Source organism: Brevibacillus borstelensis (assembly GCF_036700025.1).
Taxonomy (GTDB): domain Bacteria; phylum Bacillota; class Bacilli; order Brevibacillales; family Brevibacillaceae; genus Brevibacillus; species Brevibacillus borstelensis.
On the sequence record NZ_CP144922.1, the window covers coordinates 5,172,501 to 5,198,091 of the forward strand.

Genomic DNA, 25,591 nt, shown 5'->3' on the forward strand with positions numbered 1-25,591 from the left:
CGATGGGAAGCTCGCTCTCTTGGCTGTAAAACTCGCAACTCTTCCGAAAGGTTGCGGCAAACAAACACGGACAGGCAGCCATGCAGGTTAGCGAGCTGAACGTCATGATCCAGGCGATCTCCCACATGGGCAATGACCTTGCCTTCCACCATTCGCAGAATAGCGGGATCCGGCTTCCCCGTTCCCGCCCTCTCCGGTGTAACGACAACATCAAAAAGCTCTGCCAGTCCCAGCTTTTCCATTACCGGGTATTGATACTTAAAAAAACCGTTTGTAACGGCCGCGACTCCTAGGCCCCGATTCCGAAGCTCTCTTAAAGCAGGAAGAATGCCGTCTTCAAGCAAGTGGATTTTCGGAACGACACAGTGCTTGATTACGATCTCTTCTATATTTAGCCGTTGGGTAATGTTCCTCTGCTCCAACCATTCAGCCAGCATTCCATCCCAATCGTAGGCCTCCACGTATCGTTCCATTTTCATTCGCTTGTTATGCTCCATTGCGAGTTCGCGTGTCACATCGAGCGAAACGCCTGCCCATTTCGAAACCGTTTCATTAATCTCGGGAAACACCCATCCGCCAAAAGGGTTTTGCATCAACGTTCCGTCAAGATCAAAGGTTACCCACTCTTTCTTCATCACTTGATCGCCCCCGAAGTTAATCCCTCAATAAACTGCCTGGACGCAAACAGAAACGCCACGATCATGGGCAGCGAGGAAATCGTCAAGCTGGCAAACAGCATGTTCCACTCTGTATCGTATTCTCCAAAGAGTGCAAGGACCCCTAATGGAATCGTGCTGAGCTCTTCGCTCTTCAAAAAAATGAGCGGATAGAAGAAGTCGTTCCACACACCAATCAGGTGAACAATGCCGACCGTTGCCAATGCCGGCTTCATCAAGGGCAGGATGATTTTGTAGTACACCTGAAAGCCGTTGCATCCATCCAGACGCGCCGATTGATCAAGCTCGGTAGGCAGCGTACGGAAAAAGCCGTAAAAAACGAATACGGCAAATGGAATCCCGCCGGCCACATAAAGAATCACCAGTGATGTGAGCGTGTCCAGCAATTGCAGCTTGAGCATGATCATATAGAGAGGAAGAATCGCCAGCTTCATCGGAAGCATCAACCCCAGCATAAAGAAGAACAGAATGTAGGGATTCCAGCGAAACTTGTACCGGGACAAATAGAACGCCGCCAATGAGGATAGAAAGATGATCAGGAATACAGACAAACCGCTCACGTACACACTGTTCCATATATAAGCCCCGAAGTTGACTTTGTCCCAGACCATCGTGTAGTTGTCAAACGAAAAAGACGTGGGAAGTGCCAGCGGTGATGTGAGAATCTCCAGGTTCGTCTTGAATGAGGAGCTGATCATCAAGAAGATGGGATACAACGCCAGAAATGAAAAGAACAGCAATACCAGATACTTGGCCACTCGCCCGATCTTTATAGTCATGGATGTCCTCCTACTGTTCGAATTCCTTTCGTTTGAAGAAGAAAAGAAGTACAGCCGTTGCGCTGGAGATCATCAAAAACAGCACAACTGCCAGCGCGGAGCCAAGTCCGATCGACTCTCCGCCCTCTACCGATCCAAAGGCCAGCCGATAAAAATACGTTGCCAGCACATCTGTGGAATAGTACGGCCCCGCCTGAGAGCCTTGCATGGCAAAAATCAGTTCAAATGCCTCGAAGGCGCCGATAAATGTCAAAATGGTCATTACCATCACGGATGGCATCGCCATTGGCAATGTAATCCGAAGCAGCATAGTCAAACCGGATGCCCCATCCATCTTGGCGGCGTCATAGATTTCCGAGGGAATCGCCTGCAAGCCCGCCAAAAAGATTAAGACAGCAAACCCGAGGCCGTACCAGCTGTTCACAAGGATGATCGTATACAAAGCCGTATCCGGGCTGCCCAGCCATGGTTTGGCCAATGCTTCCAACCCGATAAAGGAAAGAAAGGTATTGAGCGCCCCGTATGTAGGGTTCAGAATCAGGCTGAACAAAAACCCGACAACGATAACGGACAAAAGCTTCGGCATAAAAATAACGGCCTTGAAAAATTCCTTTCCGCGAATCTTGCTGTTAATCAGCATCGCCAGGAAAAACGCGACGATCAGTTTGGAAACAACTGTTAGGATAAAGAAAATGACGTTATGTCCAAAACCGCGGTAAAACATCTCTTTAAACGGAGACTCCGTAAACAGGCGGACAAAGTTTTCCAATCCGGCAAACGAGCCCCGCTGCATTCCGTTCCAGGAGTAAAAGCTGTTCCAAAACGCGGAAAAGATCGGGAACACCTGAAACCATACATAGAATATCAAGGCAGGCAGCAGAAACAGATGAACGAGATGCTTTTTCCAGTTCACTCCCCGTTTGACCGACGTTTGTCTCTTTGTTTCCAGTGTTTTTTCCAATTCAGGCACGCTGTTTCAACCTCCTCCTAAGCTGTACTCATCAAAAAGGGTACAGTCAAGCAAGTCGGCCTGACTGTACCGCTGCAATCAACAATCCGTACGCTTTCTGCCTTACTTGGCTGGCTTAAACCATTTATCAGCGGAAGCCTGGGTCTCCTCAGCTACCTGCTCGACTGTCAGTTTGTTGATGTACATCCCTTGCAGAGAGTTCTCAAACAATGTTTTCGTGGTTGGAGTCCCATCGCCGAAGTGGACCAGCATCAGGAACGGCACCATGCTCTTATCACTGAGCTGCGTCATTTTTTGAACGAGCGGATTCTTCGGCTCTACCCCTGGGATCGCGCTGAATCTGTTTAATTCGTCGCTGAACAATTGCCCGAACTCTTTGGAAGCAAGGAACTCCATGAATATTTTTGCTTCTTCCGGGTGTTTGGTCGACTTGAAGATGCCGTACGAGCCGTCCACCCAGTTTACAATCGGAGTATCTCCTCCCTTTTCCTTGGCCAGAGAGGGAATGATGTCAAGCGGCATATCCGGATTTTGCTTTTCGAACGTTTCCAGACGATAGCTGCCGTTGATATACATCGCAGCCTTGCCGGTGTAGAACAGCGCCTGGACATCCTTGTCGTCGAGCGCGATGAAATCCTGCGGGAAGTACTGCTCCAGTTCCTTCATCTTTTTGATCGAGTCAATGAAAGCCGGGTCTTTGAAATTGACCTCGCCCTTCAGCATTTTCTCGATGTACTCGTTTCCGCCGATTGAGCTGGGCGCAAAAACGCTGTGGGTAATGGACAGCAGATAAGCTGCCTTGCCTGATTGCGCAATCGGGATAATGCCTTTCGCCTTCAAAGCATTGCACACCTGGATAAATTCGTCCCACGTTTGCGGAGCCTCCAAGCCATTCTCCTCAAACAGCTTTTTATTGTAGAAGATGACGGCTGAGTTGATCGACAACGGTACGCCGTAGACTTTGCCATCGCTGCCGCGAGCGGCATCCAGGTACGCCTTCGGAATATCGCTTACCCCTTTCAGATCATCGATGGGCATCAGGTAGCCTGCATCTGCAATAGAGGTAGCTCCCTGGTAAGGACGAAGCTGCAATATGTCCACTCCCGTCCCGGATGTCAGCGTATTGGTCAAAATCGTGTTGTATTCGGTTGACTTGAACGGTTTGAACTTTACCTTGATGTTTGGATGCTTCGCTTCAAACTCGGCGATAATCTTGTTGTACGCTTCTTTGTCTTCTGTACGCCAGCTGTACATCGTCAGCTCAACCTGTTCCCCTTTTGGCGCTTCAGCCGCAGGTTGAGTCTTTCCCCCTTCTCCGCCGGAAGTCGTTGCCGGAGGACTGCCGCTACAGGCAGCCAGGAAAAATACCAGCAAAAGAGAAAACAGCCAAACCCCTACTTTTCTCATCGCGAAAATCTCCTCCACGTTTTCCATTTGTCTGTCCTTCTCGTGCACGCTTGCTCTTGAAGTATTATTTTATAATCTATTATAAAATTAGGAAATATTTTTTCAATATAAATATTTACACTTTTCAAAAAACATTTGAGACGAGGAGACGCTTTCCGAAAAAAAGAAGGACGACAACAAGGATGTGCCCCATGGAGAGCACATGCCTTGAACGCACAAAAAAGAGACAGACCCGCAAGTCTGTCTCTTTGCGAAACGGATGGCCGTTTCTTACATCATGCCCATGCCGCCCATGTCAGGCATGCCGGCAGGCGCTTTGTTTTCTTCTGGTTTGTCTGCCACAACTGCTTCGGTAGTGAGCAGCATAGCCGCTACGGATGCAGCATTGGACAGAGCGGAGCGAGTAACTTTCGCAGCGTCTACGATACCTGCTTCGAGCATGTTTACCCACTCTTCAGTAGCAGCGTTGAAGCCGATGCCCACAGGTTCTTTCTTCAGGCGCTCAACGATAACGGAGCCTTCCAGACCAGCGTTGGCAGCGATTTGGCGAACTGGCTCTTCCAGAGCGCGCAGAACGATCTGAACACCAACCGCTTCTTCGCCTTCAGCTACAACTTTTTCTACCGCTTTGATAGCGTTGATCAGGGTAGTACCACCGCCAGGCACGATACCTTCTTCCACAGCAGCGCGAGTGGAGTTGAGGGCGTCCTCAATGCGGAGTTTCTTTTCTTTCAGTTCGGTTTCGGTAGCTGCACCGACCTTGATCACTGCTACACCGCCAGCCAGTTTTGCCAGGCGCTCTTGCAGTTTTTCACGATCGAACTCGGAAGTGGTGTCTTCGATTTGTTGACGGATTTGAGCAACGCGTGCATCGATATCAGCCTTGTTGCCTTCGCCTTCCACGATCGTAGTGTTTTCTTTGGTAACAACAACTTTGCCAGCGCGGCCGAGTTGCTCCAGCTTGGTGGATTTCAGTTCGAGACCCAGCTCTTCTGTGATGACTTCGCCGCCAGTGAGGGTTGCGATGTCGCCCAGCATAGCTTTGCGGCGGTCGCCGAAGCCAGGAGCTTTTACAGCAACAGCTGTGAAGGTACCGCGCAGTTTGTTTACTACGAGAGTAGCCAGCGCTTCGCCTTCTACATCTTCTGCGATGATCAGGAGCGGTTTGCCGCTTTGTACAACTTGCTCCAGAACAGGCAGAATTTCTTGGATGTTGGAGATTTTCTTGTCAGTGATCAGGATGTAAGGGTTGTTCAGAACCGCTTCCATCTTGTCGGTATCAGTGATCATGTAAGGAGAAGCATAACCGCGATCGAACTGCATACCTTCTACTACATCCAGCTCAGTAGTGAAGCCTTTGGACTCTTCAACGGTGATTACGCCGTCTTTGCCCACTTTTTCCATCGCTTCAGCAATCAGGTTGCCGACTTCTTGGTCGTCAGCGGAGATCGCTGCTACTTGTGCGATAGCGGATTTGCTTTCTACCGGCTTCGCGATGGATTTGATTTCTTCAACAGCTGCGCGAACAGCTTTCTCCATACCGCGGCGGATTACCATCGGGTTAGCGCCGGCAGTTACGTTTTTCAGACCTTCGCGAACCATGGCATAAGCCAGAACAGTTGCAGTTGTCGTACCGTCACCAGCGATATCGTTGGTTTTGGTCGCTACTTCTTTAACCAACTGCGCACCCATGTTTTCGTATGCGTCTTCCAGTTCGATTTCCTTTGCGATGGTCACACCGTCGTTGGTGATCAGCGGGGAACCGAATTTTTTCTCCAGAACCACGTTGCGGCCTTTTGGACCGAGGGTTACTTTAACGGCATTTGCCAGTGTTTCAACACCGCGAAGCATCGCGCGGCGAGCATCTTCAGAGAACTTGATTTGTTTTGCCATCAGAACTCAACCTCCTGCGTTATGTGTTTACGGTTCGTACCGGTCTTGCCTTATGTGAAAGAGCCTTAGCCGATGATCGCCAGGATATCGGATTCGCGAAGCACGAGGTATTCTTTGTTATCCACTTTCACTTCGGTGCCGGCGTATTTGGAGAAAATAACCTTGTCGCCTTCTTTTACTTCCAGAGCGATGCGCTCTCCGTTGTCGGAAACGCGACCAGAACCGACTGCGACTACACGACCTTCTTGCGGTTTTTCTTTCGCAGTGTCAGGGAGAACGATACCGCTAGCGGTCGTCTCTTCTTTGGAAATTGGTTCGAGTACTACACGGTCACCCAATGGCTTCAGCACAAAAAACACCCTCCTCAAAAATGTAGGTTCAAGAAGTTTTGCGTTGTTAGCACTCAATCAAAGGGAGTGCTAACACCCAATTCCTATAATAATGAATCGCTATGTACTTTGCAAGTATTTTCCCTCACAAATTTCCAATCTCTTGTTCCAGGCTCGTCACTAGCCAGATATGCCTGGCCCTTCTTCTTTGTTCTATCAATCCGGCTCGTTCATATAAATAGAGAGAACGTAGAATCAGATCCACTCTGAAGGAGGAATACTGCATGCGGAAATGGCTCTGGATCGGCGTGTTCGCTCTCTCTGTGGCAGGAATCGGCCGCCTCTTGTCTCCTGGCTCGCCCTTTATCCTCGCCTCGGTCCAACCGGTGAAGCTCTACTGGGATGGAAAGGAAGTAACCGATGCGGACAAGCCCGGCTACTATCGGGACAAAACCGGATACCGGCCCGCTACGCTGGAATACAAAGGCACCACCTATATCCCTTTGTCGCTTGCCGGCTATCTTGAAGGCAAGCCGGTCCACCTCGATCAAACCAATTCGGCTGCTTTTGTCGGACAAGCTCCGGCCCCAAGGGAAGCTGCTGGCAGCCGGCAGGAGGACAAGCCGCCGCAAAAGCAGCAGCCGGTTCAAACACCTCCGGGTTCTCCGGCTGCAGCGGTGCCAGCATCGGCTGCTGCTTCCGCCCAAACGGCAAACAAGTCCGCAAACAGCCTGTTTGGCATCAAATTGGGCATGCCTGTCGCCCAGGTGACAAAACTGCTCGGCCAACCGGGACGGCAGGAGCCGAGCGGCCTTGGCTATCAATGGTACATCTACAACCAAAATCCGGCTCGCTACCTCCAGGTAGGGATTGCGAACGGAAAAGTGGTCGACCTGTATTCCAATGCCCCGGAAGCAAAGCTCGGCGAGGTGGGAATCGGCACCAGCCTCTCTTCTTTGAGCCGAATGTACAAGCTGCAGCACACTGTCTCTTTCTCTTATCAAAAGGCCAGCGTCCAGATTACCAATCAAAAAAATCAGCGTCCGCTGGTAATTCAGGACGGCACTCCGCGTATCTTTTATCTGGACAACCAGAACAGCGACAAGGTAACGGCCATTCGGCTGATCGATACGCTGATGCTGCTGCGGGGCGGTTTTTACGAAACGCGCTGGACCTATTCCGGGGCAGCCCCCGACTTTGACCCGCCTCCGTTGAGCATCAAGGAGCAGGAACAGGTGGATGCAGCCAGAGAGAGACAAATACTCGACCTGGTGAATGTCATCCGTTACCGCTACAAGCTTTCCCCGCTTCGCTGGAATGAGCAGGCTGCACAGGTAGCCCGAGGCCATAGCGTCGATATGGAAAACCACGACTTTTTCGACCACGTCTCCGCTACGACCGGGATGGACCCGTTTGAACGGCTTCGCAAAGCGGGACTTTCCTACAGCATGGCGGGCGAAAACATAGCGGCTGGCTATCCCGACTCCATCGAAGCCCATGAAAGCTGGATGAACAGTCCCGGCCACCGGAAAAACGTCCTGGAAAAGAACTTTACCCAGCTTGGCGTCGGGGTCGTTGCCGACTACTACACCCAAGCGTTTGTCACTCCCAAGCAATAAAACCGGTAAAATGGCTTTTCAACGCCACAAAAACGCCCGACCAGTCCTTGCGACGGCCGGGCGTTTTGCTTCCCCTTCCGCTTCCTTTCTACTTCGCTGCTCCCCTGTACTGGCACTACGGCAGGAGAAGCAGCTTCTTCAACTTGCCGATCTCCCCCGAAAATTCAACAACCAATGTTTCCGCTTCCTTCGTATGCAGGATCATCCAAGGCCGGCGGCTGCTATCCTTTGGCATGACGACGAACATGTTGGCGATCATCGTATCGATTCCCGCCTGTTTATGAAGCAGCTTTTGCGGCGGCGCCAGCGGGATTTTGACAATCATGGCGTGGGACAGAGCAGGCTGAAGGTCCTGCACCCGCCCGCTGACGCTTTTCAGGAGACTTTGCGCTTCGGTTTGAAATTCGCTCGTATTCTCGAGAGTTTTGATGACGCGCTCCTTGTCCGTATCAAACAGCTCTACCTGCTCGGCTGCCAATGGGTCAGCAGCTTCAGTCCCCTTTTGAATCTCGCCGTTTTCCGCTTGATGCAAAGTAATGGCCCTTTTTACAGAGTCATGCAGGAATCCGATCCCTGCGCCTTCGGCAGAAGCATTTGAAGAAGCGCTTGGCATTGCCGTCAAAAAACTAAATAGCGCCACGATCAAAAAGGCAGCTTTCCACATCTTCCGTCACCTCCCAAACTTTCCCGTTTAGTATGTCCAAGCAAAAAAAAATCTCCCGCCCTGGGGGCAAGAGATTTTTCACGTTCAGCGGACAGCCTCATCCGCTTCCATGTTGTATTCGTTGTTCCACTTCTCTTCTTCCGCAAGCTGCTTACGGTACACGATCTTGGAGAGCCAGATGCTCACCTCGTACAAAAGCAGCAGCGGGACTGTGACCAGAATGTCGCTGACAATTTCCGGCGGCGTCAGGGTAATGCCGACAACCGCAAGTCCAAAGTAGGCAAATCTGCGCATTTTGGCCAAACGCATCGGATTCAATAACCGCAGCCGCGTGAGGAAGATGACGATAATCGGCAACTGGAACAAAATCCCAAACGGAATGACCAGGTTAAACAAAAAGCCGAAGTACTCTGCGATCCCGTAGCTAGGCTTGACGTCCATCCCGAGCGACATGCCTGTCACGAACAGCATGATCATCGGAAAGACGACATAGTACCCGAACAAAACCCCGATGATGAACAAGAAGAAAGCGGCAGGGATAAAATACAGCGTCACCCTGCGCTCATTTACTTGCAGGCCCGGGGAAACAAATCTCCAGATGTGAAACAATGCGACCGGCAGTGTCACCACCGCCCCCACCAGAAAGGCAAACTGCATATAGACGCGCAGCGTGTCGGACGGATGCAGGGAGATAAGCGGAACTCCTTCGGTGATCGGTTTCTCTTTCAAGTATTCGATCAGCGGGCCGGCGCAAAAAAATCCGGCGATCAAAGCAACAAAAAATACTGCCAGCACCCAAATGATCCGTGTACGAAGCTCGGTCAGGTGCTCTACTACCGTCATTTCGCGATCTTCCAACATGGCACCCACCTTGTCCGGCTACGCCTTGTGTTGTGCGTTCTCTGCTTGCAGGCGCTCCTGCTCCAGTTTTTCCCGGATTTCTTTTTCCAGGCGCTCACGTTCGAGGCGTTCGCGAATTTCCCGCTCCATTTTCTCGCGGTCAAAGGCATCCTTCTCTGTGACGACAGCTGTTTTTGCTTGCTGCTGCTGATCTTTAGGCTTAGCCTCTTCTTCCTCGTCATCGTCTCTTGTCAGGCCGCGGGTCGCATTCTTGAACTCCTTCAGGGTATGACCGACTGCCCGTCCGAGCTCCGGAAGCTTTTTGGGCCCAAACAAAACCAGCGCCAGCACCAAAATTAAAATAAGACCAGGAATTCCAATCGTACTCATGCACTTCACTCCTTTTTTCCTGTCATTTGACAGTGTAACCAGCTAACACTTGCGCAATCCGCCATATCCCAAACGGGTCATGTCCTGCTCGACAATTTTTTCCCCGGCCAGAATGCGTGGCAGGAAGACGTCAAATGAAGTAAACGGTTCGTGCATTACCGCTCCCGGCAAACCGAGGATCGGTATGTCTCCTTTGTACGCTACCATCAGCATCGAACCGGGAAGCATCGGCGTGCCGTAGCGTACGACCTTTGCACCGGTTCCCGCGATCGCTCCCGGAGTGCGATCGTCCGGATCCACAGACATGCCGCCTGTCACCAGGATCAGATCGACTCCGCTTTCTAGAAAACGAATAATCTCTTGTTCAATCAGTTCTTTGTCATCGGGAGCAAACCGCTGTTCGACCACGACGGAACCAAGCGCTTCTACCTTGGATCGGATGGCAGGACCGAATTTGTCGGAAATTCTGCCCGAGAAGACCTCGCCACCTGTAGTCACCAATCCGACACGCTTTTTCAGGAACGGCTTCACTTCCACGATCGGGCCGGAAAACTGGCGTGCCAATTCCTCCAATCGCTCAATTCGCGCTTCTTCCATAATCAGCGGGATGATTCGGGTAGCGGCCACCGTTTGCCCCGGTTGCACCACCTGATCGCCGTAAATGGTGGAAAACGCGATGCCCTCCAGCTCATTCAGCGCGTGAACAGCCTCTTCATGTACTTTGGCCAACCCCAGATGCTTGGCTTTCATCGACACTTTGCCTTCGTAGGGCTCCGTCAAGACAAGCCCTCCTCCCGAAACGGCACGGGCAATCCTCAAGCCGGCTTCTTCCTCGTGGATAAACCCTTCCGGCATTTCGAGGACGTAGATATGCTCTTTGCCGATGGAAAGCAGCGGCTCGATATCCGCTTCTGTGACGACATGTCCTTTTTTAAACAAGCGTCCCTTAAACTCTCCCGGGAGAATCTGCGTCATGTCGTGCGGGAGCATCATGCCGATCGCTTCTCGAACAGGCACTTCCTTCAGCTTCGGTTTTTCTACCAACCCAATCCTCCCCAATCTTCATTGGCTCCTCCGGTTCCCTGCAAGATGTGCAAGGCGTCAGACAGCATGTCCCCGATGGCGTTGAAGCAAATCTCGACGCCCTTTGGATTGCCTGGCAGGTTGATAATCAGCGAATTTCCCCTCGTTCCGGCTACTGCACGGGTCAGCATTGCGCGGCGGGATTGCTGCAAGCCGGCGCGGCGCATTTCCTCGGCCAATCCCGGAACAGGTCTGTCGATGACCCACGCTGTCACCTCGGGAGTGACGTCCCGCGGGCTCAAACCCGTGCCTCCTGTCACAATCAACAAGTCGCATTTCTCACGATCTACGCACTCGATCATGTTTTCCTTCAAATCTTCCATATCATCAGACACAGCACGGTAGACAGATACATCAACCTGCAGCCATTCCTTTACAAGCGTGCGGATAATCGGGATGCGATCGTCTTCGCGCTCTCCCCTTGCAATGGAATCGCTTGCGGATATTACACCTATTTTCCAGTTGGTCACAGCCCATTCCTCCAATAGTTCTTGCTACTGTATTGTACACTGTTTTTTTTCACATGTAGATAGGGCAGGGGCAAATGACGCAATCTCGACACAAAGCAGTCACATTTACGAAAGGTCTGGCTGGCCTGTTTCTCTGATCCCTGACTCCGTCGCAAGAAAATCGAGCGAAATGTCGTGAGGTTCCATCGGCACCGCCTTTTGTACCTGCAGGTCAAACGAACAGCCGATCAACAGCGGCCTGTGCGGGAGGGAGGTAAGAAAGCGGTCGTAATAACCGGCACCGTACCCCATGCGCCCACCCCTGCGGTCAAAAGCGACACCGGGAACAAGCACAGCGTCCAGGTCTTCGGCTTTTCCTTCCGCAGCCAGGCCGGGATCGGGTTCGAGTATGCCGTACGTTCCCCGCTTCAGCATATCAGGCCCCGTATAGATGTAGGGAACAATTCGCCGCTCCGCCGGAAGCGTCAGCGGCAGCCATATCTCCTGCCCACGCTCAAGCGCTTTGTCCAGGAACGGGACGATATCCAGTTCTTCGCGAAACGGATAGTACGCCATGACCGTACGGCAGCGGCGCAGTCTGTCAAAGGAAAGCAAATGACGGCACATTTGTTTGGAGCGGGCCTGGCGTTCTTCCGGACTGACAGATGCTCTTTGGGCGAGAATTTCTCTGCGAAGTTCCCTCTTTTGATCGAGAAGCTCCATGTGTTTTTCCCCTCTCTTTTCTCCCGGCCACTCCCATATCGGTCGGGGTTGTCCCTTTCTGGTCTCTAAGCTACACTGATACAGACAGGAGCAGAGCATGCTTGGCCGCTTGCAGAAGCGCCAGGATCAGCAATCTGTGCCACGCAGGCCGACAGATCGTTTACGGTATTGATAAAGAGGTGGAAGCAATGATCTTACTTCAAGCTGAACATATACAAAAAACGTACGGGATTGAGACCATTTTACAGGACATTTCGCTGCAAATTCAAACAGGAGAGCGCGTCGGACTGGTCGGAGTCAATGGGGCCGGAAAATCGACACTAATGAAGATTTTGGCCGGGCAGCTCAGCTATGACAGTGGAACCGTCCGAATTCCGAAGGATGTCACGCTCGGTTACCTGGCGCAAAACGGCGGGCTGGAGTCCGAACGCTCCATTTGGGAGGAAATGCTCTCCGTCTTCACTCATTTTCAAAAGGAAGAGCAGGAGCTTCGCAAGCTGGAGACGCTGATGGGCGATCCGGCCGTTCTGGCTGACGAAAAACGGTACCAGCAGATACTGGAGGATTATTCCCGCCGCTCCGAGGCATTCAAGGAACGCGGGGGGTACGGCTATGAGGCGATGATTCGCGGCGTCCTGCATGGACTCAGATTCGCCGATATGGACTATCAGACACCGATTTTCACCCTGAGCGGCGGGCAAAAGACCCGGCTTGCCCTGGCGAAGCTGCTTTTGCAGGCTCCTTCGATCCTGCTGCTGGATGAGCCGACTAACTACCTGGATATTGAGACGCTCACCTGGCTGGAGGGCTACCTGCAAAATTACCAGGGCGCCATCCTCGTGGTCTCCCATGACCGATACTTCCTGGACAAGCTCGTCACCGTCGTCTACGAGATCGAGCGCACCCGTGCGACCCGGTACACGGGGAACTACAGTCAGTTTCTCGACCAAAAGGCGGCCCGGCTGGAGCAGGAATTAAAGCGCTACGACAAGCAGCAGGAGGAAATTGCCAAGCTGGAGGACTTCATCGCCCGGAACATCGCTCGGGCGACAACGACCAAGCGGGCCCAAAGCCGTCGAAAAACCTTGGAGAAGATCGACCGGCTGGAGAAACCGATCATGAACAACAAGTCGGTCAACTTTTCCTTCGATGTCGCCAAAATGAGCGGCAACATCGTGATGAAGGCGGCCAATGTCAGCATCGGCTACCCGGACGCCGTGCTGTCCCGACACCTCACCTTTGAGCTGGAACGGGAGGAGCGCGTCGCTCTCGTCGGTCCCAACGGAATCGGAAAATCGACTCTCCTGAAGACGATCGTGGAGCAACTGCCAGCTATTACAGGCAGCATCCAGTTCGGCAGCAATGTCACGATCGGCTACTACGACCAGGAGCATCGGAATCTGAATGACCAAAATACGGTGCTCAATGAAATCTGGAACGACTATCCGCTGATGCTGGAGCGGGATGTCCGTACCCTGCTCGGAAACTTTTTGTTCAGCGGCGACGACGTGCAAAAGCGCATTTCCGATCTGTCGGGCGGCGAAAGAGCACGTGTTTCGTTGGCCAAGCTGATGCTGAAGCAAGCCAATTTTCTGATATTCGACGAGCCGACCAACCACCTTGATATTTTCAGCAAGGAAGTGCTGGAAAACGCCTTGTACGACTACCCGGGAACGATTCTGTTCGTCTCCCATGACCGTTACTTCCTCAATAAAATCGCCACCCGGGTACTGGAGCTCTCCCCGGATGGCGTGACCAGTTATCTCGGCAACTACGATTATTACGTAGAAAAGAAGCAGGAGCTGGCCGAGCTGGCAGCTGAACAGCAAGCGCAAAGCACGAAGAAACAAGCCTCCTCTGCTGCAGACCTGCAGGAGAAATCGAGCTATGAGCGCGACAAGGAGGCCAAGCGCCGCGAGCGTCAAAGACTGCGCCGCCTGGAGGAAATCGAAGCGGCGATACAGGAGCGGGAGGCCGCCATTTTGACCTGGCAGGAGGAGCTGTGTCTCCCGGAAATCTACAGCGACCACGTCCTGGCCAAGGAGCGCAACGACAAGATCGAGCAGGCAAAGGTGGAGCTGGAGCAGTTGTACGATGAGTGGAGCGAGCTTTCAGAGAGTTAGCCTGCTCCCGGCTCCCGTAAAAGCAAGACGTTCTCAAGAGCTGGAATAGCGTTCCTCGACTGGCTCGCACAAAGCGGTGTACAGAGTCGGTACGACCAGGTAGATGATGCATGTGGCTGCGGTAATGATGCCGGAATCATTCAGGAGCAGGCCGGCCAGCGAACCGGCGATCACTCCGGAGAAGCCTTTGACCAGCAACGGATAATCGCTGGCGAAATGGCGCAGATACTTGTCACTGCGCAGCGCCAGCAGCCCCAAAACGAGCAGGGACACGACAAAAACCCGGCTCCACACGGAAATACGAATCAGCCTGAGATTCATCTCCAGCTTGCGTTCCACGATATGCATCACTTCCGTCCAGTCACCGGACAAAAGCTGGCTTGCGACTCTCGTAATATGAGTCGGCGGCTGGCTGGACAAGAGACTGACAGATGCGAGCAACGCAATACCGACCAGCATGCCTCCTGCGAGCAGCAGGAGGCTTTTTTTGCCTGGGCGCCACCCCTGCAGCCGAATGAGCACGACAGCAAAACCGATCAGTCCCGCCAAGAAACCGCCCGCGTCCGCCCCCCACGCCGGAGCGGCCATATAGGCAAGGACGAGCAGAAAGAGAGGCACGATTACCCACAGAGCAGACTTATTCTCCCGGCCTGGCGCTTTTTCGGCTGTTTTCGAATCGCTCCACTGGTACAAGGCGGCTGCAAAAAGGATGGTGCATCCGATCAGCACTCCTTCGTATTCATTCCCCAATCCGTAAAAACGAGCGCCGATTACCGGGTCATACCCCAGATACGAGCGGCGCATCGCCGGGGCGCCGCTCCAGCCATCGATCAACAGCAGGGCGACTGTCAACCCGGCCACGACCGCAAGCGCTGCCGGCAGCGGCCTTCCCTCCATCAGCCAGGCACCCGCCATCGCTGCCAAAATGAGCTCGCCGAGAATGACCGGCGGAGATACCCGCCAACCGGCCAAGCCTTCGAGCAGGAACAGCAGGGGAAACCACAGCATGGAGAGGAGAGCAAGACGCATAGCCCTGCGCCCCCATTGCAGGCTCTCTCCGCTTTTCCCCCTTCCCCAAACCCAGAGAGCGGCCGCTGCCGCCAAAATGACGATCTGCAGCATGACGTAGGTGTAAAGCACAGAACTGCGATTGGCGTAAATATGGTGGATTTGTTCCACCTCATAGGCGAGCTCGCCGATCCCTTTTCCCGTTTCCTTTTTCATGACATGTCCAGCCAGCCCATCCGGCACGGAAACCTGCAGAAAGGCAAGCACTGTCGGGAGAATATCAAGCCCGCTGACCAATCCGGATTGCCTCGTTGTCGCAGAGGTGAGCAGCCCTGCCTCTCCCCCCTTCCAAACAAACACAGGCGGCAGCAGCATTTTGGCTTGTACCGCTTTCTGGTTGGGGACCGGCGAGAGCAGCATCACCATTTGTCCGGGCTTGCGCGACGAAAGCAGCCGGTCAAGAAACCCGCCCAAGTCCTTCAGCACCTGCTCGTACTGTTTGGCAAACCGCTCCGGCGCCATATCGTCGGCTACCTGATACAAGCGCGCCAAATCAGCCAGTTGGATCGAGATCAATCCAGAGGCCGTCTCCCTGTCGATGCTCTGGAGCAAGTAATCGTAGTTCGTTTTAACCCCGTAAGGATAAGAAGGCGCTTGTATCGCCGTTTTGTCCGAAAGATTTCCAAACGGCACCCCACCGCGCTCGTCCATCGCGAACAGAACGGCGTGCCGGGTCCTGATGTCATCGTAGTCTCCGCTCCCGTAGCTGATTACAGACAGATTGTGCCGAGCCAGTGTCTCTCCCAGCAAGCCGATTCGGGAGGTAAACGGCTTGTCTCGATTCTCTGCCTGCAGCCGGTAAATGCCGGGAAAAACGATGCGATAGCGCGCTACAGGCTCCACCTCAGGCGGGCTTACTTCCACCATCCGCTCGCCGGCTGTTTCGTACTTGGAAAGATACTCTTCCGGGTGGTAGGCTGTGCCGCTCCGGTCCGTGTAAAGAGCCTGTCCGCCGCTGCCCATCAACAAATAGGAGTTGGCTGCCGATCTCGCTCCGGGCGAACGGATAGACAGCGCTCCGGCCTCGGCTTTTCTCAGCCAATTATCCACATGTGGATACTTCCTGAGCCGCTCAACATCCTGAAAGGAGAGCCCCTCCACAAACAGCGCTATCACCTGCCGCTTTTGGAGATTCTTCTTTGACTCCACAGCAGCACCTGCGTAATCCTGTCCGAGCTGCGACGACCATAGCAGGACAAATAGTGCGGCGAGCAGCAACCATTTTTTCATCAATCTTCCCCCACTGTTGATAAAATTTTCTGTTTATCCACATATTCCACAGATTCATCCACAGAAAAAACGTGATTTTCCCGGTAAATGCCTCGTGTTATCACCAGTATTCACAGGTGTGGGGAAGACAAACCTCAAAAATTATCCAGAAGCTGTGGATAACGATGAGGAAAAGAAAGACTGCTCCCCCAAGTGAGCAGTCAGGATTATGCGTTTTATGACAAGGGCAGGCCCGGCACACCGTTTAAGTCCAGCCGTGCAAAGCGCCTCTTTTGATACGAAATGTATCCCGCTGCGGCAATCATCGCCGCGTTGTCGGTACATAGGGAGAGCGGCGGGATGACAAGTGGAAGGCCTTCCTCCCCGCATCTTTTCGAGAGTCTTTCCCGCAGCCCGCGATTGGCTGCTACTCCCCCTGCAAGCAATACTTGTCTCGCTCTGTATTCCTTTACCGCACGGATTGTTTTTTCCACAAGCACCTCTGTCACAGAGTCCTGAAAGCTTGCAGCGAGGTCTTGCGGACTGATGCTTTCTCCGCGCTGTGACGCATTGTGCAGCGTGTTGAGTACAGCCGATTTGAGACCGCTGAAGCTGAAATCATAGGAATTCGGCTCCAGCCACGCGCGAGGAAGCGGAATGCTGGGAGTTCCTTCGTGTGCCAAGCGGTCAATGTGCGGACCGCCCGGGTACGGTAGCTGGAGGGCGCGCGCAACCTTGTCGTACGCCTCCCCGGCAGCGTCATCCCGCGTCTCACCTAAAATTTCGTAATGTCCATGCTCTTTCATCCAGACGAGCTCTGTATGCCCCCCGGACACGACCAGAGCGATCAAAGGAAACTCCATCTCCGTGACCAGCCGGTTGGCGTAAATATGGCCGGCAATGTGATGCACCCCGATCAAGGGGATTCCGCGGGCATACGAGATCGCCTTTGCGGCAGCTACCCCTACCAGCAGGGCGCCAACCAGGCCCGGTCCGTAGGTGACGGCGATGGCCTGGATGTCATCCAGCGTTTTCCCCGCCTCCTGCAAGGCTTCCTCAATCGTCAGGGTAATGTTCTCCACGTGCCTGCGCGAGGCTACCTCCGGCACGACACCGCCAAACCGCTTGTGTATATCTGCCTGCGAAGCGATGATGTTGGACAGGACTGTCCGGCCGTCCTGAACGACGGAGGCCGAGGTTTCGTCGCAGCTTGTCTCGATCCCCAAAATGTTTACCGGACGACCAGACTGCTGCTGAGCCAGATACGCCTGCTGCACCCGTTCTTCATAGCGTGATGGTTTTCTATTCTTCATGCAATGTCACCCACATTATGAGAGCATCTTCATCGTTATCGGAATAATAACGCTTCCGACGTCCTTGTTCTGTAAAGCCCAGCTTGGTATACATATTCCGCGCCACGGTGTTGGACGGGCGCACTTCCAGCGTCATGCTTCTCGCTCCGAATACATAGGCGAGCCCCATCATCTGCCGCATCAACCGCTCTCCTACCTTTTGCCCGCGGCAATCGGGATGGACGGCCACGTTTGTAATGTGAGCCTCGTCCAGTACAATCCACATCCCGCAATAAGCGATGACCTGGCCATTCATCACGGCTACGACATAGCGGGCATTTGGGTTGATCGTCAGTTCATTGACAAAGGCATCACGCGGCCAAGGTGTCGGAAACGCCAAACGCTCCAATTCCCAGACCGCGTCTACGTCTTCTAGTGTCATAAAGCGGAATTCTATATCGATCTGCTCAGTCATTGCTATTCCTTCACCCCGCATGCGGGGTTTTGGGCCAGCCACTTGGCTTCGGCCTCTGCCAGCTGCAAGTATTCGGGAACCATTTCGTGCGGATGACCACCCTCTGCGAGCTTGCCCAGAGCAGCAAGACCGATGTGGGCAGCTCGCGGATGATTGTGGGTTGCAGGCGCAAAAAGGGCTTGTTCACCCAACTGCTCCGCGATCGTCTCCCGGTGAATGCGCAAATCCTCTCCCATAAACAGAACGCGCTCATTCCCAGCCTGTTCCTTTAACGAAGCGAGCCAATCGCGAAGCAGCACCAACCGCTCTTCGGCTACTACAGACAGTTCCGCCCAGTCTTTTGTCCGGAAGGCCCCTGTATAGACCTGTCCGCGCCTCGCATCGAAGAGCGGGACGATCAAGCCGGAGAAGCCTCGCGCATTCATAGCGACAGCCTCAAGGCTGGAGACGCCGATCACCGGTATTTGAAGCGACCAGGCCATGCTTTTTGCCGTGGCCACACCGATCCGTACACCCGTATAAGAGCCTGGCCCTTTTGCAACTCCGATGCCAGCCAGCTGTTCCGGCAATGTTCCCGTTTCATCCATCAACTCGGAGATCGCGTCCATCAGGCGGACAGAGTGGTTTTTCTGCTGATTCGTCGTCAATTCAGCCAAGATCCTGTCCTCTTCGACTACGGCCACGCTCAACACGAGATTGGATGTATCCATTGCAAGTACCCGCATCACCAATCAATCTCCTCACACAATTTCACATAGCGATCCCCCCGGGGAATCAGTTGAATCCGCCGGGCATCATCGCCTTCCGACCGCAGGATGACAGTCAGCCGTTCCGGCGGCAGCACGTCCTCGATCAGAGAAGCCCACTCCACCACAGTGACGCCTTCCCCAAAAAAATAATCGTCCAGCCCGAGCGAGTCCACGTCCTCTCCCACCCGGTAGACGTCCATATGATACAGCGGCAAACGCCCTTCATATTCCTTGATAATCGTAAAGGTGGGGCTGTTGACTGTTCCTTTCACCTCAAGGCCGCGAGCCAGTCCCTGGGTGAAGGTCGTCTTGCCCGCCCCCAAATCCCCCTCCAGGGCGAGAAAGTCGCCGGGGAGCAAGCGGACACCCAATTTTTCCGCAAAGCGCAAGGTCTCTTCTACGCCTGACGCATTCCATTCGTACTTCATCCTGTCACCCTTTCCTGGCATCGGCCTTGCCAAAATGGTTAAATCCCGCTTTCGCAACCGGCTCCCAGCGCGAATTGCGGTTCATCACTACCGATGGTCCGCCCGCTTCCACCCGCCCGATCACGGTAAACGGGATCCCCTGCTGCGCAAACAGCGCTCCGATCCTTTCTTCTTCCACCGCTTCAATCGTTCCTGCAAGCTGATAGTCTTCTCCTCCGTACAATGCCCAATGGAGAGGATCTTTTCCCTTGTGAGACGCATACATGCGGGTTGTTTCCGCTACCGGGATCAACTCCGCTTCGATCCGCAGACAAACACCGCTGGCTTCGGAAATCTCCCACAATTCAGAAGCAAGTCCGTCACTGACGTCGTTTAGCGCTCCTGGATTCGCAGAGGCTGCCAAAATGCGTCCTGCGGCAACCTGGGCCACCGGTCTCTGGTGAAAAGCAACCAACGGCTGCCACATCTCCTCTACAGCTTCTCCCGTTTTTGCCGTTTGCAACAACAGATCCAGGCCGGCTGCCGACCCGCCTACATGCCCTGTCACAAATACAAGCTGACCAGGCTTCGCTGCTGACCGGAGCAACGCCCGTCCCTTTTCCACCTCACCCATCACCGTAACAGACAGTGAAAGAGCGGCGGGGCTGGACACCGTATCGCCGCCAATCACACGTACGCCGTAGGCCTCGCACGCAGCGTAAATGCCGTCGTAAATCTGCTGACACTCTTTTGCTGTCCAATTTGGCGAGACGGCAATGCTGATCAACGCGTATTTGGGAATGCCCCCCATGGCGGCCACGTCGCTGATGTTGCTGATGACGGCTTTGTAGCCGATGTCGCTCGGGTTCATCGTCTCCTTGAGGAAATGGACAGTCTCTACCATGGCGTCGCAGCAGGCTACCACTTCCCTGTCTGCTGGCAGCGAAAACACCGCCGCGTCATCTCCGATCCCTACGCTGAGCCCGTCGCCTGTTTGGCCGGCGGAGCGGCTCGTCCACCGCCTGATGAGGGAAAACTCGTCGTACGTCACTACTACCGCTCCTTTAGTTTACAGTGCCTTCATTATACCGCCCTGCTTTCAAAGCACGCAAGGAAACGGGCGCACAGCCCGGACAGGCTTTTCCGTGCTGCCGCTGCTCTCCGGCTGCCATCAGCCCTGCTGCTTTGCCGCTGTTTCCAGCTCATACAGCCGCAGCTTTCCTGAACAACGGCCGCAGCGGTAACGGGCCGGATTGATTTTTCGCTTTCGTTTGTACCGCATCTGGCAGGCTTCACACACAAGCTCATAGCGATACGGAAGCCGGGTTCTTCCGCCGCCGACCTCCTGGCAGTAGCGACTTCCCCCCACTTGCTTGAGCAGCTCCTGAAAGTCGCGATCTTTATGCTGGTACCCCTTCTTTTCCAGGTGCAGATGATAGTGGCACAGCTCATGCTTTACGATCCCGATCAGCTCTTCCTCTCCGTGCTGCTCCAGATGGCGAGGGTTGATCTCGATGTCGTGGGAACGAAGCAGGTAACGTCCCCCTGTCGTCCGCAGCCTGCTGTTGAACCTGGCCTGGTGACGGAACGGCCTGGCAAAATACTGTGCAGAGACCGCTTCGACCAGTGCTTGCAACTCCTGATCTGTCATTGTTTTTCTCTCCCCAGCTGAAGCTTGTACCTCGACGATAGCAGTTTTGGTTGAAAAGTGCCAGAGCAATACAGTACACTTATTTGATGAGATCATGAGATTGGTGGGGAAACTGATGCGCTATTTAATCTTGCAGGAACAAACTGGGCTGCGCTTTGTCGCCATGCCGGAATCCCATATGTATCAACTGGTCGCTCTTCTGAAACGGCTTCAAAAGGAGATCGACAAGCTGACCATTGCAGAGCGTCCGCAGCTTCCGACGGTCATCGCGGAATGCGCCGAGCTAGAGCTTCTCTCCGATGCGTTTCAAACAGAAGATGGTCTGGCGTACGTCAGCCGGCTGGAGAGCCATTTCTCCTCTTTGCAGGAAACGGTTTATCCGCTGATCTCGTTGTTGACGGAGATTCGCGCTTTGCAGGCACAGCTTGAATTCCTGCTGGAAGATGAGTAATCTCTTTTCGAGGGCTTTGCAAAGCCTCTAGTACCCAGAGGCCGAAAGTTCCGCTTTCTCACGTGCTTTCACAGTTCTGCTTTGTAGCCATATACGAACAACTGCAAGTTGCCTTTCCGAGTCGTGCAAAGAAAATAGGTACCTCCTGTGTGTTTGCCGCATACATTGCCAATATAGGAATGACACCAGGAGGTACCCTTCATGCCACAATGGATGCGCAGGCAATTGCAGCGTGCCTTCTTCGGGAAGGACGTCCGGCAAATTCGATTGCTCAACAGCTGTTGGTTTTTATACTGGGAAAAACACGGCGGCCGCCCTCAATAGGGTGGCCGCCTTTTATATGCTTACAACAGCTTGTTCTATAAATCCTGTGGCGGGATTAAAGTCAATCCGACCCGTTGCCGTTTTTCATCGATATCGACTACCCATACATCCACAATGTCTCCGACGGTCACCACGTCCAACGGGTGTTTGACAAACCCTTTCCGCAAGCGGGAAATGTGGGCCAGGCCGTCATTTTTCAAACCGATATCGATAAACGCCCCGAAATCGACCACGTTTCTTACCGTTCCCTGCAGCTTCATCCCCGGGCTGAGGTCAGAGAGCTGAAGCACGTCGCTGCGCAAAAGCGGCTTGGGCAGCTCGTCGCGCGGGTCACGGCCCGGGCGCAGCAGACTGTCGACGATATCTCGCAGCGTCGGTTCCCCGATTTCCAGCTGCCGGGCAACCGTCGGCACATCGAGTCCCTGCAGCCGTTCTCGGCAGGCTTCGCTGCCAATCTCTTCGGCAGACAGCCCGATCAGGTCCAGCAGCTTGTGTGTAGCCGGGTATGATTCCGGGTGAATCGGCGTTTTGTCCAGCGGATTTTCCCCGTCCATAATCCGCAAGAAGCCTACGCATTGCTCGTAGGTTTTCGCTCCCAGTCTGGGAACTTCCTTGAGTCCGGCCCGGCTCGTAAATTTTCCGGTCTCTTCCCGCTTTTTGACGATGTTCGCCGCCACCTGCTTGCTGATGCCGGACACGTATTGCAGAAGCTGCGGCGACGCCGTATTGACGTCTACGCCTACGTGGTTGACCGCCGACTCGACGACGAATTGCAGGCTTTCCGCCAGGCGCGACTGGGAAACGTCGTGCTGGTACTGTCCGACGCCGACCGACTTGGGATCGATTTTGACCAGTTCGGCCAGCGGGTCCTGCAGTCTGCGGGCGATGGAAATCGCGCTTCGTTCCGCGACGTCCAGATCGGGGAACTCCTCCTTGGCAAGGGCAGAAGCGGAGTACACGGAGGCCCCTGCCTCATTCACGATGATATAGGACAGTTCGCCCTTCACTTCCTTCAACACGCCGGCGATAAACTGTTCCGTCTCGCGAGACGCCGTTCCATTTCCAATCGTAATGATCTGTACCCCGTACCGATTGATCAGTTCCTTTACCTTGGCAGAAGCTTCGGCTACCTTGTTTAACGGAGGAGTCGGATAAATGACGCCTACCTCCAAAAGCTTGCCTGTCTCATCGACGACAGCCAGCTTGCAGCCTGTTCGATAGGCCGGGTCTACCCCAAGCACAACCTTGCCCTTCACAGGCGGCTGCAGGAGCAGATTGCGCAGGTTTTCCGCAAAAATGTGGATCGCCCGCTCTTCGGCGACTTCTGTCAGCTCGTTTCTTACCTCCCGCTCGACAGAAGGCTGGATCAAGCGCTTGTAGGCATCCTCCGCCGCTGTCTCCAGCCACGGCCGCGCTACCGTCTCCCGCGGAATCAGCTTCCTTTTCAGATAGAGCAGAATCTCATCGACAGGAGCCTCAACTGATACCTTCAGGATACCTTCGTTTTCTCCGCGGTTAATTGCCAACACGCGATGAGGCGCGGCCTTTTTCAACGGTTCACTGTATGCGTAATACATCTGGTAAATGTTCTTCTCGTCTGCTTCGACCGCCTTCTGCTCCGATATGATCGTCCCCTTTTGAAAGGTACGCTCGCGGGTCCACTGGCGAATCTGGGGATCATCCGACACCTGCTCGGCGATGATGTCCATCGCTCCTTGCAGCGCCTGCTCCGCCGACTCCACCCCTTTTTCCGCGTTTATGTACGCTTCCGCTTCCGCCGCCGGATCTCCTGATTTCGGAAGGGTCAAAAGGTAGGCAGCCAATGGCTCCAACCCCTTCTCTTTGGCCATCGTCGCCCGCGTTCTACGCTTTTGGCGATATGGCCGGTACAGGTCTTCCACTTCCTGCAGCTTTGCCGCCCGTTCGATCGAAGCCTTCAGCTCTTCGGTCAGCTTGCCCTGCTCCTCGATCAGCCGGATTACCTCTTCTTTTCGCACTGACAGGTTGCGCAAGTAGCGAACGCGCTCCTCAATCGCCCGTATCTGGGTCTCATCCAATTGTCCGGTCATTTCCTTGCGGTAACGGGCAATAAAGGGCACTGTATTTCCTTCGTCCAAAAGGGCGATGGTCCGCTCTACCTGATGCCTTTTGATTTCCGTCTCCTGAGCGATCGTCTGGATCATCAACGTTAGGTCCATATTCTACCTCCTGCGCTCATCTACGTGGTTATTGTACCACAACACCCATCTCGCCACCGGCAAAAATATGTCTGGAACCAAGCGGGCATCTCCGCTCTTCCCGGCTCTCGGGAGGACAGGTGCCCCTTTTACATTCACCGGCTATTCCGGGCAGCGCAATGCAAAAAATCCCGGGATGTGAAGCTGACAAAAAAAGCGGAGGATGCATGCACCCCCGCTTGTCATTTACGTTGTATATTCCTGCTGATCGGTCCGAAGAACTTCCCGCAGCTTGCCCAGCGCTCTCCGCTGCAGCCTGGAGACGTGCATCTGGGACATGCCGAGGAGTTCTCCCGCCTGCTTTTGACTCAAATTTTGATAAAAAGTAAGATGTATGATTTCTTTTTCCCGATGGTCGAGTGCATGAAGCGCCCGGTCGAGCAGCATGTGCTGATCGATGCGATCATAGCCGCTGTCTTCCGAACCGATCAAATCAAACAGGGTAATGGTATTGCCGTCGCTATCCGCCTCCAGTTCGCTGTCCATGGAAAGGGAATGATAGCTCCGTCCCATCTCCAGCGTTTCCAGAACCTCTTCTTCGCTGACGCCCAAATACGCCGAAATATCTGCAATCTGCGGGGAGCGCTGGAGCTTGATGGTCAATTCGTCCACCACCCGCTTGATTTTCGGGCTCAGCTCTTTTACCCTGCGGGGAACATGGACACTCCAGGTCTTGTCCCGTATGAATCGTTTCATTTCTCCGACAATAGTCGGCACAGCAAAGCTCTCGAAGGAGCGGCCAAACGCGGGATCAAACCGCCTGAGAGAAGCTATAAGTCCGATCATCCCTACCTGAACCAGATCTTCATAAGGGATCTGTCCCCGAACAAACTTTTTGGCAAGGGACTCTACCAAAGACGTATAGGCTTCGACCAATTCTCCTTGAAGGACACTGTCTCCCGTCTCGCGATATTCATTGACCAGCCTGACCAACTCATCTCGACTATGCTTAGGCTTCCGAGACTGCCCGGTCATCGCAAGACACCTCATCCCGCTGCAAGTACTTGGTCATTGTCACTGTCACTCCATCATTGCTGCTCACTTGCACTTCGTCCATTACGGAGTGAATCAGATATAGTCCCAAGCCTCCCTCCCTCACTTCGTCAATATCCACGTCAGGACGGATCGGTGCCGGCGCTTCCTGTCTATCCTCCAACGGGAGGCCCTTTCCTTTATCCCTTACTTCCACCACAAGCCGATCAGCAAGGAGCCAGCATGAAAGGCGCAGTTGGTCATTTCCTTGCGGGCAATCGTAGGCGTGTTCGACTACATTGGTGCACGCTTCCGCCACCGCGAGCTTGATGTCTTCGATATCTTCATACGGGAATCCCATCCGGTTGGCAATCCCCGAAACAGTTAGGCGGGCAATGCTGACATACTCCGCTCGAGCTGGCAGCGTCAATGTAATCACATCTGCCTCCGGTCTCTGACCCATTATTCGCTCTCTCCTTTGTGAGGCACCATTCTTTCATACAAGCCGGTTATACGAAAAAGCCGTTCCACACGAGGCGACAGATTCTGCACAGCAAGCTCACAGCCTGTCTGCTTGCAGGCCTTCATTGCAGCAACAAAGGTACCGATTCCCGTGCTGTCGATATACTCTACCGCACTCAGATCAACAGCAACCCGCTTTACCTCTGGCCGATTTACCAAACAGAGCAGCAAGTCCCTCAGCTTCGATACGGTATACGCATCGATTTCCCCTTCCAGGTACAGCAAATGTTGGCCGTCCTGGCTGTTCTCTCTGATCATAAGCTCCATTCTGTTTCTCCTCCCTTGCTT

General features: G+C 53.8%; 27 protein-coding genes (1 of these 27 running past the window's edge). 4 read left to right on the plus strand and 23 right to left on the minus strand.

The window, feature by feature from the left end; all coding sequences use genetic code 11:
* The 6 genes from V5G20_RS24800 to groES all read right to left on the minus strand — a co-directional run.
* A protein-coding gene (locus V5G20_RS24800) for an HAD family hydrolase (protein ID WP_024985078.1) crosses the window boundary here: on the minus strand, nt 1-635 show its 5' portion. 151 nt of this gene lie to the left of the window's left edge; the window shows 635 of its 786 coding nt (coding positions 1-635); its start codon is at nt 633-635; the stop codon falls past the left edge of the window.
* A complete protein-coding gene (locus V5G20_RS24805; RefSeq protein ID WP_003389753.1) occupies nt 635-1,456 on the minus strand; it encodes a carbohydrate ABC transporter permease in 822 nt (273 codons plus the stop codon). Before V5G20_RS24805 ends, V5G20_RS24800 begins: the two co-directional genes overlap by 1 nt.
* Nucleotides 1,457-1,466: 10 nt before the next feature.
* Nucleotides 1,467-2,426: a carbohydrate ABC transporter permease gene (locus V5G20_RS24810; protein WP_003389754.1), complete on the minus strand. Its 960-nt coding sequence runs from the start codon at nt 2,424-2,426 to the stop codon at nt 1,467-1,469.
* Nucleotides 2,427-2,528: 102 nt separating this feature from the next.
* Entirely contained in the window at nt 2,529-3,860 is a 1,332-nt protein-coding gene (locus V5G20_RS24815; RefSeq protein ID WP_003389755.1) for an ABC transporter substrate-binding protein, read from the minus strand.
* Nucleotides 3,861-4,103: 243 nt separating this feature from the next.
* Nucleotides 4,104-5,726: a chaperonin GroEL gene (gene groL, locus V5G20_RS24820; RefSeq protein ID WP_003389756.1), complete on the minus strand. Its 1,623-nt coding sequence runs from the start codon at nt 5,724-5,726 to the stop codon at nt 4,104-4,106.
* Nucleotides 5,727-5,791: 65 nt separating this feature from the next.
* Nucleotides 5,792-6,076 carry a co-chaperone GroES gene (groES, locus tag V5G20_RS24825; RefSeq protein WP_003389758.1) on the minus strand — a complete coding sequence of 95 codons (285 nt, stop codon included), beginning with the start codon at nt 6,074-6,076 and terminating at the stop codon, nt 5,792-5,794.
* 263 nt (nt 6,077-6,339) lie between these two features.
* Here groES and V5G20_RS24830 point away from each other — a divergent pair, with 263 nt between their 5' ends.
* Complete coding sequence (locus tag V5G20_RS24830) at nt 6,340-7,674, plus strand: CAP domain-containing protein (RefSeq protein WP_003389760.1); 1,335 nt, start codon at nt 6,340-6,342, stop codon at nt 7,672-7,674.
* Nucleotides 7,675-7,789: 115 nt separating this feature from the next.
* Here V5G20_RS24830 and V5G20_RS24835 read toward each other — a convergent pair whose 3' ends face one another.
* The 6 genes from V5G20_RS24835 to V5G20_RS24860 all read right to left on the minus strand — a co-directional run bounded on the left by V5G20_RS24835 (nt 7,790) and on the right by V5G20_RS24860 (nt 11,823).
* A complete protein-coding gene (locus V5G20_RS24835; protein WP_238986216.1) occupies nt 7,790-8,338 on the minus strand; it encodes a hypothetical protein in 549 nt (182 codons plus the stop codon).
* Nucleotides 8,339-8,422: 84 nt separating this feature from the next.
* Nucleotides 8,423-9,196: a twin-arginine translocase subunit TatC gene (gene tatC / locus V5G20_RS24840; protein ID WP_024985082.1), complete on the minus strand. Its 774-nt coding sequence runs from the start codon at nt 9,194-9,196 to the stop codon at nt 8,423-8,425.
* Between the two features lie 21 nt (nt 9,197-9,217).
* Nucleotides 9,218-9,568, minus strand: coding sequence for a twin-arginine translocase TatA/TatE family subunit (locus V5G20_RS24845; protein WP_003389763.1), 351 nt, complete (start codon nt 9,566-9,568; stop codon nt 9,218-9,220).
* A 42-nt stretch (nt 9,569-9,610) separates the two neighbouring features.
* Nucleotides 9,611-10,612: a molybdopterin-binding protein gene (locus V5G20_RS24850; RefSeq protein WP_338462611.1), complete on the minus strand. Its 1,002-nt coding sequence runs from the start codon at nt 10,610-10,612 to the stop codon at nt 9,611-9,613.
* Entirely contained in the window at nt 10,606-11,121 is a 516-nt protein-coding gene (locus V5G20_RS24855) for a MogA/MoaB family molybdenum cofactor biosynthesis protein (RefSeq protein ID WP_003389765.1), read from the minus strand. The genes V5G20_RS24850 and V5G20_RS24855 overlap by 7 nt, the downstream gene beginning before the upstream one ends.
* A 105-nt stretch (nt 11,122-11,226) precedes the next feature.
* The gene (locus V5G20_RS24860) at nt 11,227-11,823 is read right to left on the minus strand and encodes a 5-formyltetrahydrofolate cyclo-ligase (protein ID WP_327955885.1); all 597 of its coding nucleotides are present in this window, start codon (nt 11,821-11,823) and stop codon (nt 11,227-11,229) included.
* 188 nt (nt 11,824-12,011) lie between these two features.
* Between V5G20_RS24860 and V5G20_RS24865 the strand changes: the two genes are divergently transcribed.
* Entirely contained in the window at nt 12,012-13,946 is a 1,935-nt protein-coding gene (locus V5G20_RS24865; protein ID WP_003389767.1) for an ABC-F family ATP-binding cassette domain-containing protein, read from the plus strand.
* Between the two features lie 33 nt (nt 13,947-13,979).
* Here the strand turns inward: V5G20_RS24865 and V5G20_RS24870 are convergent, their stop codons facing one another.
* From V5G20_RS24870 to V5G20_RS24900, 7 genes are all read right to left on the minus strand, one after another.
* Nucleotides 13,980-16,244 carry a hypothetical protein gene (locus tag V5G20_RS24870; protein ID WP_172920590.1) on the minus strand — a complete coding sequence of 755 codons (2,265 nt, stop codon included), beginning with the start codon at nt 16,242-16,244 and terminating at the stop codon, nt 13,980-13,982.
* Nucleotides 16,245-16,459: 215 nt separating this feature from the next.
* Nucleotides 16,460-17,536, minus strand: a complete 1,077-nt coding sequence (gene tsaD, locus V5G20_RS24875) for a tRNA (adenosine(37)-N6)-threonylcarbamoyltransferase complex transferase subunit TsaD (protein ID WP_003389770.1) — start codon at nt 17,534-17,536, stop codon at nt 16,460-16,462.
* A complete protein-coding gene (gene rimI, locus V5G20_RS24880; RefSeq protein ID WP_003389771.1) occupies nt 17,526-17,990 on the minus strand; it encodes a ribosomal protein S18-alanine N-acetyltransferase in 465 nt (154 codons plus the stop codon). Before rimI ends, tsaD begins: the two co-directional genes overlap by 11 nt.
* Nucleotides 17,991-17,992: 2 nt before the next feature.
* On the minus strand, nt 17,993-18,715 hold the full coding sequence (gene tsaB, locus V5G20_RS24885) for a tRNA (adenosine(37)-N6)-threonylcarbamoyltransferase complex dimerization subunit type 1 TsaB (RefSeq protein ID WP_003389772.1): 723 nt from the start codon (nt 18,713-18,715) through the stop codon (nt 17,993-17,995).
* A complete protein-coding gene (gene tsaE, locus V5G20_RS24890) occupies nt 18,715-19,167 on the minus strand; it encodes a tRNA (adenosine(37)-N6)-threonylcarbamoyltransferase complex ATPase subunit type 1 TsaE (protein ID WP_081924360.1) in 453 nt (150 codons plus the stop codon). The genes tsaB and tsaE overlap by 1 nt, the downstream gene beginning before the upstream one ends.
* A 4-nt stretch (nt 19,168-19,171) precedes the next feature.
* A complete protein-coding gene (gene thiL, locus V5G20_RS24895) occupies nt 19,172-20,197 on the minus strand; it encodes a thiamine-phosphate kinase (protein ID WP_122958044.1) in 1,026 nt (341 codons plus the stop codon).
* Nucleotides 20,198-20,317: 120 nt separating this feature from the next.
* Nucleotides 20,318-20,797 (minus strand): SprT family protein, encoded by a 480-nt coding sequence (locus V5G20_RS24900; RefSeq protein ID WP_024985088.1) that lies wholly within the window; start codon nt 20,795-20,797, stop codon nt 20,318-20,320.
* 115 nt (nt 20,798-20,912) lie between these two features.
* On the opposite strand from V5G20_RS24900, the gene V5G20_RS24905 reads away from it, so the two are divergent.
* Nucleotides 20,913-21,248 (plus strand): hypothetical protein, encoded by a 336-nt coding sequence (locus V5G20_RS24905; protein ID WP_003389776.1) that lies wholly within the window; start codon nt 20,913-20,915, stop codon nt 21,246-21,248.
* A 201-nt stretch (nt 21,249-21,449) separates the two neighbouring features.
* Nucleotides 21,450-21,572, plus strand: a complete 123-nt coding sequence (gene cmpA / locus V5G20_RS24910; protein ID WP_122958045.1) for a cortex morphogenetic protein CmpA — start codon at nt 21,450-21,452, stop codon at nt 21,570-21,572.
* Nucleotides 21,573-21,607: 35 nt separating this feature from the next.
* Here cmpA and V5G20_RS24915 read toward each other — a convergent pair whose 3' ends face one another.
* From V5G20_RS24915 to V5G20_RS24930, 4 genes are all read right to left on the minus strand, one after another.
* Nucleotides 21,608-23,770 carry a Tex family protein gene (locus tag V5G20_RS24915; protein WP_122958046.1) on the minus strand — a complete coding sequence of 721 codons (2,163 nt, stop codon included), beginning with the start codon at nt 23,768-23,770 and terminating at the stop codon, nt 21,608-21,610.
* Nucleotides 23,771-23,995: 225 nt separating this feature from the next.
* Nucleotides 23,996-24,784 (minus strand): RNA polymerase sigma factor SigB, encoded by a 789-nt coding sequence (sigB, locus tag V5G20_RS24920; protein WP_338462621.1) that lies wholly within the window; start codon nt 24,782-24,784, stop codon nt 23,996-23,998.
* Complete coding sequence (rsbW, locus tag V5G20_RS24925) at nt 24,759-25,244, minus strand: anti-sigma B factor RsbW (protein ID WP_024985090.1); 486 nt, start codon at nt 25,242-25,244, stop codon at nt 24,759-24,761. The genes sigB and rsbW overlap by 26 nt, the downstream gene beginning before the upstream one ends.
* Entirely contained in the window at nt 25,244-25,570 is a 327-nt protein-coding gene (locus tag V5G20_RS24930) for an STAS domain-containing protein (protein WP_003389782.1), read from the minus strand. Before V5G20_RS24930 ends, rsbW begins: the two co-directional genes overlap by 1 nt.
* Nucleotides 25,571-25,591 lie beyond the last annotated feature (21 nt).

Coding starts and splice junctions, on each gene's coding strand:
- tsaD (WP_003389770.1), bottom strand. CDS start 17,536: ATGAAGAATAGAAAACCATCACGCTATGAAGAACGGGTGCAGCAGGCG.
- V5G20_RS24830 (WP_003389760.1), top strand. CDS start 6,340: ATGCGGAAATGGCTCTGGATCGGCGTGTTCGCTCTCTCTGTGGCAGGA.
- rimI (WP_003389771.1), bottom strand. CDS start 17,990: ATGACTGAGCAGATCGATATAGAATTCCGCTTTATGACACTAGAAGAC.
- tsaB (WP_003389772.1), bottom strand. CDS start 18,715: ATGCGGGTACTTGCAATGGATACATCCAATCTCGTGTTGAGCGTGGCC.
- sigB (WP_338462621.1), bottom strand. CDS start 24,784: ATGACCGGGCAGTCTCGGAAGCCTAAGCATAGTCGAGATGAGTTGGTC.
- rsbW (WP_024985090.1), bottom strand. CDS start 25,244: ATGGGTCAGAGACCGGAGGCAGATGTGATTACATTGACGCTGCCAGCT.
- tsaE (WP_081924360.1), bottom strand. CDS start 19,167: ATGAAGTACGAATGGAATGCGTCAGGCGTAGAAGAGACCTTGCGCTTT.
- V5G20_RS24915 (WP_122958046.1), bottom strand. CDS start 23,770: ATGGACCTAACGTTGATGATCCAGACGATCGCTCAGGAGACGGAAATC.
- V5G20_RS24860 (WP_327955885.1), bottom strand. CDS start 11,823: ATGGAGCTTCTCGATCAAAAGAGGGAACTTCGCAGAGAAATTCTCGCC.
- V5G20_RS24870 (WP_172920590.1), bottom strand. CDS start 16,244: ATGAAAAAATGGTTGCTGCTCGCCGCACTATTTGTCCTGCTATGGTCG.
- cmpA (WP_122958045.1), top strand. CDS start 21,450: ATGCCACAATGGATGCGCAGGCAATTGCAGCGTGCCTTCTTCGGGAAG.
- V5G20_RS24905 (WP_003389776.1), top strand. CDS start 20,913: ATGCGCTATTTAATCTTGCAGGAACAAACTGGGCTGCGCTTTGTCGCC.
- V5G20_RS24835 (WP_238986216.1), bottom strand. CDS start 8,338: ATGTGGAAAGCTGCCTTTTTGATCGTGGCGCTATTTAGTTTTTTGACG.
- V5G20_RS24815 (WP_003389755.1), bottom strand. CDS start 3,860: ATGGAAAACGTGGAGGAGATTTTCGCGATGAGAAAAGTAGGGGTTTGG.
- V5G20_RS24845 (WP_003389763.1), bottom strand. CDS start 9,568: ATGAGTACGATTGGAATTCCTGGTCTTATTTTAATTTTGGTGCTGGCG.
- V5G20_RS24865 (WP_003389767.1), top strand. CDS start 12,012: ATGATCTTACTTCAAGCTGAACATATACAAAAAACGTACGGGATTGAG.
- V5G20_RS24805 (WP_003389753.1), bottom strand. CDS start 1,456: ATGACTATAAAGATCGGGCGAGTGGCCAAGTATCTGGTATTGCTGTTC.
- groL (WP_003389756.1), bottom strand. CDS start 5,726: ATGGCAAAACAAATCAAGTTCTCTGAAGATGCTCGCCGCGCGATGCTT.
- V5G20_RS24930 (WP_003389782.1), bottom strand. CDS start 25,570: ATGGAGCTTATGATCAGAGAGAACAGCCAGGACGGCCAACATTTGCTG.
- V5G20_RS24900 (WP_024985088.1), bottom strand. CDS start 20,797: ATGACAGATCAGGAGTTGCAAGCACTGGTCGAAGCGGTCTCTGCACAG.